Source organism: Pseudomonas sp. AAC, assembly GCF_000725445.1.
Taxonomy (GTDB): Bacteria; Pseudomonadota; Gammaproteobacteria; order Pseudomonadales; family Pseudomonadaceae; genus Pseudomonas; species Pseudomonas citronellolis.
Genome location: NZ_KL647094.1, coordinates 373,454 through 383,789 on the forward strand (window position 1 = coordinate 373,454; position 10,336 = coordinate 383,789).

Annotated in this window: 9 protein-coding genes; all 9 read right to left on the bottom strand. The window is 68.1% G+C overall.

The features are described from left to right. Positions 1–9 precede the first annotated feature (9 nt). Positions 10–1,356 carry an OprD family outer membrane porin gene (locus FG99_RS01410; protein WP_043266776.1) on the bottom strand — a complete coding sequence of 449 codons (1,347 nt, stop codon included), beginning with the start codon at positions 1,354–1,356 and terminating at the stop codon, positions 10–12. 43 nt (positions 1,357–1,399) lie between these two features. After that, positions 1,400–2,905, bottom strand: coding sequence for an amidase (locus tag FG99_RS01415; RefSeq protein ID WP_081884544.1), 1,506 nt, complete (start codon positions 2,903–2,905; stop codon positions 1,400–1,402). Between the two features lie 81 nt (positions 2,906–2,986). Next, positions 2,987–4,315, bottom strand: a complete 1,329-nt coding sequence (locus FG99_RS01420) for an MFS transporter (protein ID WP_043266778.1) — start codon at positions 4,313–4,315, stop codon at positions 2,987–2,989. 165 nt (positions 4,316–4,480) lie between these two features. Further along, positions 4,481–5,254 carry a 1,6-dihydroxycyclohexa-2,4-diene-1-carboxylate dehydrogenase gene (locus FG99_RS01425; protein WP_043266779.1) on the bottom strand — a complete coding sequence of 258 codons (774 nt, stop codon included), beginning with the start codon at positions 5,252–5,254 and terminating at the stop codon, positions 4,481–4,483. A gap of 246 nt (positions 5,255–5,500) precedes the next feature. After that, entirely contained in the window at positions 5,501–6,514 is a 1,014-nt protein-coding gene (gene benC, locus FG99_RS01430) for a benzoate 1,2-dioxygenase electron transfer component BenC (protein WP_043266781.1), read from the bottom strand. A 10-nt stretch (positions 6,515–6,524) separates the two neighbouring features. Further along, positions 6,525–7,010, bottom strand: coding sequence for a benzoate 1,2-dioxygenase small subunit (gene benB, locus FG99_RS01435; RefSeq protein ID WP_043266782.1), 486 nt, complete (start codon positions 7,008–7,010; stop codon positions 6,525–6,527). Next, entirely contained in the window at positions 7,010–8,374 is a 1,365-nt protein-coding gene (benA, locus tag FG99_RS01440) for a benzoate 1,2-dioxygenase large subunit (protein ID WP_043266784.1), read from the bottom strand. The genes benB and benA overlap by 1 nt, the downstream gene beginning before the upstream one ends. Before the next feature lie 360 nt (positions 8,375–8,734). After that, on the bottom strand, positions 8,735–9,688 hold the full coding sequence (locus FG99_RS01445; protein WP_043266786.1) for an AraC family transcriptional regulator: 954 nt from the start codon (positions 9,686–9,688) through the stop codon (positions 8,735–8,737). Between the two features lie 233 nt (positions 9,689–9,921). Continuing rightward, a complete protein-coding gene (locus tag FG99_RS01450; protein WP_043266788.1) occupies positions 9,922–10,335 on the bottom strand; it encodes a type IV pilin protein in 414 nt (137 codons plus the stop codon). Position 10,336 lies beyond the last annotated feature (1 nt).

The window sequence follows — 10,336 nt, forward strand, 5'->3', positions numbered from 1 at the left end:
GCATGCCACTCAGAGCAGCCTCAGGGGCGCGTCGATGATCAGGCGGAACTCCTCCAGGTTGCCCTCGATCTGCCCCGCGCTGGCGCGGTGCCAGATGTAGCCGGTCGACAGGCCGACGCCGCGCAGCGGCCCGGATTGCACGGCGTAGCTGAACAGGCCGCCGACCTCGTAGTGGCTCTCGCCCTTCTGCCCCAGCACCGAGTTGTAGGCCGCGCGGGGACCGCCGTCGTAGCCGCTGCCGTCGATGCCCCAGCCCTTGACGTACCAGAACAGGCTCTTGAAGCCCGGCAGGCCGTAGGGCGTCCAGTCGGTGCCGTAGCTGACCTGGAAGGAGCGCTCGTTGGGCCCGTTGTAGTACGAGAGCATGGCGTTGGGCAGGTCGAAGGCGTTGGACTCGGCGGGAAAGTCGAAGTACTCGTCGCCGTCGATCTGCTGGAAGGCCAGCTTCAACGTGTGGTTGGCGTAGCCCGGCGCGACGCTCGCGCCATAGGCCCGCTGGCCGATGCGCCCGGCGTTCTCGCGGCCGCTGGAGCGGGTGTCGTAGAAGTCCAGGCGCAGGCCCAGGTCCAGCTCGCCCAGGCGGTAGCGCTGCGCCCAGCCGGCGTAGGTGCGGTCCCAGATGTCGTCGAAACGCGACAGGTAGAGGCTGGCCCGGCCCCGCTCGCCGAGGCGGTAGTCGCCGCCGGCATAGGCGATCCAGTCGCTTTCCACCAGGCGCGTGGCGAAGGTCAGGCTCAGGTCCTGGCTGCCGGCGCCGGTGCGCGGCGTGGCGCGCTGGAAGTGCCCGGCCTTGAAGGTCAGCCCGGGCAGGTCATGGCTCTCCAGCGAGAAGCCATCGAAGGAGGCCGGCAGGGTGCGGGTGTCGGCGTAGCTCATCACCGGCGTGCGGATCTGCTGGCGGCCGAGCTTCGCCTCGGTTTCGCCGGCTTTCAGCTTGAGCGCGGCGATGCCCACCTTGCCCCACTGGTCCACCACCTCGCCGTCGCGCTCCACCAGCAGGCGGGTGCTGCCGCCGGCCACCGCTTCGCGGCTGCGTTCCAGGGCCACCGCGCCGTACAGCGAGAAGTCCATGCCCAGGCCCTGCTCGCCCTGGCTGTAGCCGGACCGGTAGTCGAGCTTCAGGCCCTGCAGCCAGGCCACGCGGTCGCGCACCGGGCGCCCGCCCTCGTCGTCGGGCACCCGGAAGTAGCTGTCCTTGCGGGCGATTTCATGGGAATACCAGTGGCGGGTGTTCAGCACCAGCGAGCTATCTTCGAACAGGCGGCGCTCGTCGGCCAGGGCCAGTTCGGCGGTGAAGGGCGCCAGCAGCGCCAGGGGGCCGGCGAAGCGCCGGGCCCGGGTTTCGCTTATGTGCATCGGGTCATGCCTCTTCATTGTTGTTGTCGTCTGGCATGGGCGCTCAGACGGGCCCGGTCTGATAGGCGCGCGGCATCCGCGCCGCCGCCTCGATCACGGCGGCCACCTGGAAGCAGCGGTCCTCGCGGTAGTGGTCGGCGATGACCTGCACGCCGGCCGGCAGGCGCTCGCCCTGCAGGCCGCTGGGCACGCTGAGCGCCGGCAGGCCACTGAGCGCGACGCTCATCAGGATCGCCTGCTGGCGCATGATCTGTGCCATGGCCGCGCCGCCCTGGGCATCCAGGCCCCAGGGCAGCGGCGCGCTGGCGGACACCGGGGCGATCAGCGCGTCGTAGCGCTGGAACAGCGCGCGCCACTTCACCCGCAGGTTGTTGCGGGTGGCCAGCGCGACGACGTATTCGTCCAGGCCGGTCTCCGGCGTCGCCTCCAGCATGCCCTGCACGGCCGCCTGCAGCGCCTCGCTGCCCTCGCGCCGCATGACCGGCAGCAGTTGCAGGCGGATCTCGGTCATGACGATGCGCAGCCAGGTCTGGGTGGCCAGCTCGTGGTCCGGCAGGCTCACCGGCTCGACGCGGTAGCCGGCGTCCTCGAGCATCTTCGCCACCGCCGCCAGGTTGTCCCGCACCGAAGCGTCGAGGGGGATGCCGGGCAGTTCGTTGACCAGGCCGACCACCCGCTTCTCGCGCGCCTCGGGCGACGCCACGGGGCTCACCCAGTTGGGGTCGGCGCCGCCGCTGCTGGCCATCGCCAGGAAGGCCAGGCGCGCATCGGCCACGCTGCGCGCCAGCGGCCCCTGGGTGGCGATCTGCTGACCGGCGAAGCCCAGGCCGAGCCCGGTGGGAATGCGCCCGACGCTGGGGCGCAGGCCGACCACGCCGCAGGCATAGGCCGGGTAGCGGATGGAGCCGGCGATGTCGTTGCCGTGGGCGATCGGGCACATGCCCGCGGCCACGGCCGAGGCCGCGCCGCCGCTGGAGCCGCCCGGGGTGATGTCGGCGCGCCAGGGGTTCAGCGTGCGGCCGTACAGCGGGCTTTCGGTGTACCAGCGGAAGGAGAACTCCGGCGTGCTGGTCAGGCCGATGATGACCGCGCCGTTGTCCAGCAGGTTCTGCACCACCGGGCTGTTGTCGGCGGCGATGTTGTCGCGGCGCGCCAGCAGCCCGTTGGTGTTGGGCTGGCCGGCGACGTTCTGGTTGACCTTGACGGTGACCGGCACCCCGTGCAGCGGCGGCAGCGCGTCGCTACCCCGCCGCTGGTCGGCGCGCTGCGCCGCGCGCAGGGCCTCGTCGCGCATCTCGTGGACCACCGCCTTGAGCCCGGGGTTGGCCTCGGCGATGCGCCCGAGGCAGCTTTCCACCGCCTCCCGGCTGCTGATGGCGCCGCTGGCGATGCCGGCGGCCAGCTCGCTGGCCTGCCATTGCCACAGCGGCGCATCCGGCAGCGCGAGCGCCGCCTGCCCTTGCTTCACGCTGGCGGCCAGCGCGTTCCTGCCGAGCAACAAGCCGGCGAACAAGGCCGCGGCACCGGTCATGAAATCTCTGCGTTGCATGCTGTTCCCTCCTTGGCTCCCGTCAGCGCGGAAGCCTGCGGCGGGTGCCGGAGTGGCCGGCCCCGCCCTTCCGTTGTCGGTTCAGGCCCGGGCTTCGGCCAGGGGCGCGAGCACCCGCTCGCTGCGGCTGACCAGGTACATGGCCAGGGCCGCCAGCGCGCCGGGGATGGCGAAGGCCATGAAGTTCAGGTGCAGCGGCAGCTCGATGGCCAGCAGCGAGCCGCCCAGCAGCGGGCCGACGATGGCGCCGTTGCGGCCGATGCCCGAGGCCCAGCCCAGGCCGGTGGAGCGGATGGCCAGGCCGTAGAACTGCGCGGCGGTGGCGTAGAGCAGGATCTGCGTGCCGATGGTGGTGGCCCCGGCGATGCCGATCAGCAGGTAGAGCACCGGCATCGGCGTGTTGAAGCCCAGCAGAGTGATGGAAACGGCAGCGGCGACGAAAAACAGCGCCACCACCTTGGGCAGGTTGAAGCGGTCGCCCAGCCAGCCGCCGAAGATGGCCCCGAACATGCCGCCGAAGTTCAGCGCCAGCAGGAACGACAGGCTCGAACCCAGGCTGTAGCCGGCGTTGGCCATCAGCTTCGGCAGCCAGGAGCTGAGCGCGTAGACCATCAGCAGGCAGCAGAAGAACGCCACCCAGAGCATCAGGGTGCGCAGCGCGCGACCCTCGCGGAACAGCTCAAGCACCGGCGCGCCCTGTGGCTTGCTCTCGCCCAGGTGCAGCTCGGCGGCCTCCTCCAGGGTGGTTTCCGGGGAAATGCGGCGGAGGATGGCGCGGGCCTGTTCGGTACGCCCCTGGCGCAACAGGAAGCCCACCGACTCCGGCAACTGCCAGAGGATCAGCGGCAGCATCAGCAGCGGCAGCAGCGCGGCGAAGAACATCGCCTCCCAGCCGAAGCGCGGCAGCATGTAGATGCCCACGCCGGCGGAGAGCATGCCGCCCAGCGAGTAGCCGCTGAACATCACCGCCACCAGGGTGCTGCGCAGTTTCCTCGGCGCGTATTCGTTCATCAGCGCTACCACGTTGGGCATCAGCCCGCCGATGCCGAGGCCGGCCATGAAGCGGCAGATGCCGAACTGCGTGGGGTTGCTGGCGAAACCGTTGACCACGGTGAAGCCGGAGAAGAGCACGAAGCAGATGGCGATGCCCTTCTTGCGCCCGACCTTGTCGGCCAGCGGGCCGAAGAACAGCGCCCCGGCCATCATGCCGAACAGCGCGTAGCTGCCCAGCGCGCCGGCCTGCAGCGGGGTCAGGCCCCACTCCTTCATCAGCACCGGCAGCACCACGCCGTAGATGAACAGGTCGTAGCCGTCGAAGATCAGCAGCAAGGCGCACCAGGCCATGACCATCCAGTGGAAGCGGCCGAAGCGCGCGTTGTCGATGACGTCGTGTACGTCGATTTTCCGCATGGCATCACTCTCTTTTTTGTTGTTGTGCGAGAAGCCGTTGGGGCCGCGTCGTGGGCGGTCCGTCTTTGCGTAGGATGGCGTTGGGCCGGAGGCGCTACCCATCGCCTCGGGTGATGGGTATCGCTGCGCTCAACGCCATCCTACGGGTTGGTTCGGGTCGGGTTTTCAGCCCAGGTCGCCACCGCCTACCGGCAGGGTCACGCCGGTGATGTAGGAGGCTTCGTCGGAGGCCAGGAAGAGGATGGCGCCGACCTGTTCGTCGATGCTGCCGTAGCGCTTCATCAGGCTGCTGTTCACGGTCTGGTCGACGATCTGCTGGTACCAGACCTTCTCCTGCGCGCTCTGCTCGGCGGTGTTGCGTGGGATGCGCCGCGGCGGCGCCTCGGTGCCGCCCGGCGCGGTGGCATTCACTCGCACGCCACGCTCGGCGGTCTCGAAGGCCAGGCAGGCGGTCAGCGCGTTCACCCCGCCCTTGGCCGCGCCGTAGGGCACGCGGTTGACGCCGCGGGTGGCGATGGAGGAGACGTTGACGATGGCCCCGGCGCCCTGCTCCAGCATCGGCACCAGGGCGGCGCGGCAGCACCACAGGGTGGGGAACAGCGAGCGGCGCACCTCGGCTTCGATCTCGTGTTCGGCGTAGTGCTCGAAGGGCTTGGCCCAGATGGTGCCGCCGACGTTGTTGACCAGGATGTCCAGGCGGCCGAAGCGTTGCACGGCTTCGTTGACCACGCGCTGGGCTTCGGCGAATTGCTCCAGGTCGGCGGTGAGGGTCAACACTTCGGCGTGTTGGCCGAGTTCGTCCTGCAGTTCGTGGACCAGCTCGGAGCGGTCCACGGCGACCAGGCGGGCGCCCTCCTCCGCCAGACGCTCGGCGACGCGGCGGCCGATGCCCTGGGCGGCGCCGGTGACCAGGGCGACTTTGTGGGGGAATCTGTTCATGGGTACCTCGGTTGGGGTTGCGTCCTGGGATTACGTGCGTGGCCTGGCTGCCCTCTCCCCCCGCCCTGGCTGCGCGCCCCGCTCCGAAGGGAGAGGGAGCTTGTCCGTGCCTGCGTCATCCAAGGTTTCAACCGGCAGCTCCGTGTATGCCGAAACCTCCGGCTGAAGCCATGCAGACCAGCAGCTCAGGACAGTCCCCTCTCCCTTCAGGGAGAGGGTTAGGGAGAGGGGCTCTTAGCCACCCGTTCAAGCCGCACTCGCCGCAAACTTCTCGTAGTAGAAATTCGCCGGCGTGATCCCCTGCTCGCGGATGTACGCGCTCACCGCCTCGACCATCGGCGGCGGGCCGCACAGGTAGATGTCCACCTCGCCTTCGTTGAGATGCGCAGGCGTGATGTGCTGGGTGACGTAGCCCTTGTGCGGGTAGTTGCTCTCGGGGTTGGCCACACAGGCGCTGAAGCTGAAGTTGGGGATGCGCGCGGCGAAGGCTTCGAGCTTGTCCAGCTCCACCAGGTCGAAGTCGTTGGTCACCCCGTAGATCAGGTGCAGCGGGTGTTCGCTGCCCTGCTCGGCGATCTTCTCCAGCATCGCGGTGAAGGGCGCCAGGCCCGTGCCGCCGGCCAGCAGCAGCAAGGGCCGCCTGATGTCGCGCAGGTAGAAGCTGCCCAGCGGGCCGGCCAATTCCAGGCTGTCGCCGGCCTTGGCCAGGCTGGTGAGGAAGCTGCTCATCAGCCCGCCGGGCACGTTGCGGATCAGGAAGCTGACCTCGCCGCCCTTCTGCAGCGAGCTGAAGGAGTAGGCGCGGCTCTGGCCGCTGCCCGGCACCTGCAGGTTGACGTACTGCCCCGGCAGGAAGGCCAGCTTGCTCAGGGACTCGCCCTTGACCGACAAGGCGATGGTGCTCTCGGACAGCTGGCGCACCTCGCTGATGGCCGCCTGGTAGCTGGCCTGCTGGGTCTTGCAGACGTCCGAGGCCGCCGGCACGCGCACCACGCAGTCGCTTTCGGCGCGCATCTGGCAGGTCAGCACGTAGCCTTGCTCGGCTTCTTCCTCGCTCAGCGCATCCTCGATGTAGTCCTGGCCCAGGTCGTAGCGGCCGGCTTCGGCGAAGCACTTGCAGGTGCCGCAGGCGCCGTCGCGGCAGTCCAGCGGGATGTTCACGCCCTGGCGGTAGGCCGCGTCGGCGACGGTTTCGTCGGGGTTGGCGTCGATGAAGCGGGTGACGCCGTCTTCGAAGTTCAGTGCGATCGAATAGCTCATGGCGGCCACCTCAGATGTGGTAGATGTCGATGACCTGGCGGACGTAGTCGTTCTTCAGCACCACCTTCTTGGCCTTGATCAGCGGGTTCTCGCCGCGCAGGTCGAGGGTGTAGAAGCTGGTGCCGAAGTAGCTGTCGGTGGTCTTGTAGCGGAAGCTCAGGGTGTGCCAGTTGAAGCGCACCTGGCAGATGCCGTCTTCCTCGCCCAGCACTTCGATGTTGCTGATGTTGTGCGAGGTGCGGGTGTCCGGCATGGTCGCGCTGGAGCGTTCGGTCTTGATGCGGAACACGCGGTCTTCCAGGCCGCCGCGGTTGCCGTACCAGATCAGCGAGATTTCCCGCTGCGGGTCCTGGGTCAGCTCGTCGCGGTCGTCCCAGGCCGGCATCCAGAAGCTGGCGTCGCTGGCGTACAGCTCCAGCCAGGCGTCCCAGTCCTTGTCGTCGAGGTAGCGGGCTTCGCGGTAGAGGAAGTCGCGGACGGTTTCGTAGCGGCTCATCACACGGCCTCCTCGAGCGGAATGCGCCTGGCTTCTTCGGCGGCCAGGGCTTCGCTCATCGCCTGCAGCCAGTACTTGTGCTGCAGCACGAACAGGCCTTCGTCTTCGGTGCGCACGCCGGAGAGCTGCGGGTGCAGGTCGATTTCCTGCGCGGCGGCGTCGGCGCCGTCGATCCAGTGCGCGGCCCCGCGGGACATGTCGTTCCAGCCTTCGGCGCTGCCCTGGTAGGCCTGCTGGCAGGAGCGGAACTCCTCCAGGTCGTCCGGGGTGGCCATGCCGCTGACGTTGAAGAAGTCCTCGTACTGGCGGATGCGCTGGGCGCGGGCCTCGGCACTCTCGCCCTTGGGCGCGATGCAGTAGATGGTGATTTCGGTGCGGTTGACGTCGATCGGCCGGGCGATGCGGATCTGCGAGCTGAACTGGTCCATCAGGTAGACGTTGGGGTACAGGCAGAGGTTGCGCGAGTTCTGGATCATCCAGTCGGCGCGGGCCTGGCCGAAGTCGGCGGCGAGCTGTTCGCGGCGCTCGAAGGCCGGGCGGTCCTCGGGGTTGGCCCAGCGCGTCCAGAGCAGCATGTGGCCATGCTCGAAGGAGTAGAAGCCGCCGCCGTGCTTGGCCCAGCCGCCGGCGCTCATGGTCTTCACTTCCTCGCCGGCCTCGCGCTGCTTGCGCTGGTTCTGGGTGGCGGCGTAGTTCCAGTGCACGGAGCTGACGTGGTAGCCGTCGGCGCCGTTCTCGGCGGTGAGCTTCCAGTTGCCTTCGTAGATGTAGCTGCTCGATCCGCGCAGCACTTCCAGGCCTTCGGGGGACTGGTCGACGATCATGTCGATGATCTTCGCCGACTCGCCCAGGTGCTCCACCAGCGGGCGCACGTCGGGGTTGAGGCTGCCGAAGAGGAAGCCGCGGTAGGACTCGAAGCGGGCGACCTTAGTCAGGTCGTGGGAGCCTTCGCAGTTGAAGCTCGACGGGTAGCCGGCCTCGGCCGGGTCCTTGACCTTGAGCAGTTTGCCGGAGTTGTTGAAGGTCCAGCCGTGGAACGGGCAGGTGTAGCTGGAGCGGTTGCCCGACTTGTGCCGGCAGAGCATGGCGCCCTTGTGGCTGCAGGCGTTGAGGAAGGCATTGAGCACGCCATCCTTGTTGCGCGCGATGAAGATCGACTGGCGACCGATCATGGTGGTCAGGAAGTCGTTCTTCTCGGGAATCTGGCTTTCGTGGGCGAGGTAGACCCAGTTGCCTTCGAAGATGTGCTTCATCTCCAGTTCGAACAGGCGCGGGTCGGTGAACATTTCGCGCTTGCAGCGGTAGACGCCCTTGGCGGGGTCTTCTTCGAGCAGGGAACGCAAGTAGTCGATACCCAGGGTCATGGCCGGGGCCTCCGTTGTTATTGTTCAGGCAGGCTCAGGTTAGGGCTGGGTGGGCGGGGGCAATATCCGCTTTGTGCAGAGCGTTATCCGGTTTTTGCAGGCGGGGTTGCGGGGTGTTTCGGGGCGCTTCTGGGGGCGCGCGGAGATTTCCCTGGAAATCCGCAGGGCATGAGCGAGCGTGGCTTTTCGTAGGATGGGTTGAGCTTGCGAAACCCATGCGGTTGCGCTGATGGGTATCGCTTCGCTCAACGCCATCCTACGAAAAGCACTCCGGTGCAGGGCGCATAACCGTTCGCGGCTATCCGCCGTAGGCGTTATGCGCCCTACGCAGAGGGACAGGAATGTGCGGGTCGCCCAGGCTCAGCCGCGGCGCTTGAGGGTTTCCGAGGGCAGTTCGCCGAACTGCTGGCGGTAGCTTTCGGAGAAGCGCCCCAGGTGCAGGAAGCCGTAGTCCAGCGCCAGTTCGGTGACGCTGCGCACGTTGCAGCTGGGGTCGGCGAGGCAGGCGCGGATGCGTTCGAGCTTGCGCCGGCGGATATACTGGCGCGGGGTGGCGCTGGCGTGGCGTTCGAACAGGGCGTAGAGCGAGCGCAGGCTCATCTTCGCCTGGCGGGCCAGTTCCTCGATGTCGATGTCCTGCCGCAGGTTGCGCCCTATGTAGTCGTCGATGCGCTCGAAGCAGGCCATGGGCGCGGCCAGGCATTCGCGGCTGACGTTGGTCTGCAGCAGGGTCAGCAGCTTGCTGGCGACGATCTGCTGGTAGTGCTCCTCGATGCGCGGCAGGCGCTGGCTGGATTCGGCTTCCATGCAGACCATGCCCAGCAGGTTGACGAAGCCTTCCAGCTCGCCCAGTCGGTAGCGGCTCTCGATGAAGCGCGGGCCCTGGCGCGGGTGGGCCCAGCGCTGTTCGGCGCAGATGCCTTCGAGCACCGCGGTGGGGATCTTGATGATGAATTTCTCGCAGTCGTCCGAGTAGGTCAGGTCGACCGGGTCGTCCGGGTTGATCAGCAGCAGTTCGCCGGGCTCCAGGTAGTGCTCCCGGCCCTGGCCGCGCCACAAGCAGTGGCCATGCAGCAATACCTGCAGGTGGTAGATGGTTTCCAGCGCCGGCGAGGTGACGCGCACGGCGGCGCCGTAGCGGATGCGGCAGAGGTCGAGGCTGGCGAACTTGCGGTGGTTGAGGCTGGCCTCGGGGCGGCCGTGGGCGGGCATGCGCAGGGCGTGGTTGCCGACGTGCTGGTTGACGTAGCCGGACACCGCGTAGGGGTCGGCTCGCTCGAATACCCGGCTGCGCTCGCTCAGCAGGTTCTCCATACAGGCACTCACTCTTTGTTGTTGTCGTCCGCGCTCTTCGTCGCGGCTCGTGCCCGTCCAGTCTATGCCGGGGCCGGGATGGCGGGGCCCGGCAGAGATGGACGGTCGTGCGGGCCACCCCGGATCGGGGACGGCTGGCCCGCCTGCCGTCCGGCCACCCTAAAGGCCGGAAGGCGGGCGGCGCAATTCGACCTGTGGCGCAGTGTTCGCTTATCGCACGCTTTCGCCCCGGCTCATTGCCAGCAACTGCTGGCCGTGCCGGTGCCGGTGGCGCCGCGGGTGCCGGCCTGGTCGAGGGTGAGCGTCAGGCATTCGCTGTCCCTGGCCTGGCTGCCGGTGGCCGTGGCGGTCAGGGTGTAGGTCGAGGCGCTGACGTTGGAGATGGCCAGGCCGTAGTACTGCAGGCCGGCGACGTAGCTGGTCATGTTCAGCGCCGCGGCGCTGCTGGCGTAGCTGTTGTTTTGCGCGAAGTAGCGCTCCTGCCGCGCCGCGGCCTCGCTGAGCAGCGCCTGGCCTTCGGCGCGGTGGCTGCGCAGCACATACTTCTGGTAGCTGGGCAGCGCGATGGCCGCGAGTATCGCCAGGATGACCACGACGATCATCATTTCTATCAGGGTGAAGCCGCGGCTTCGCTGTGCAGGTTTCATC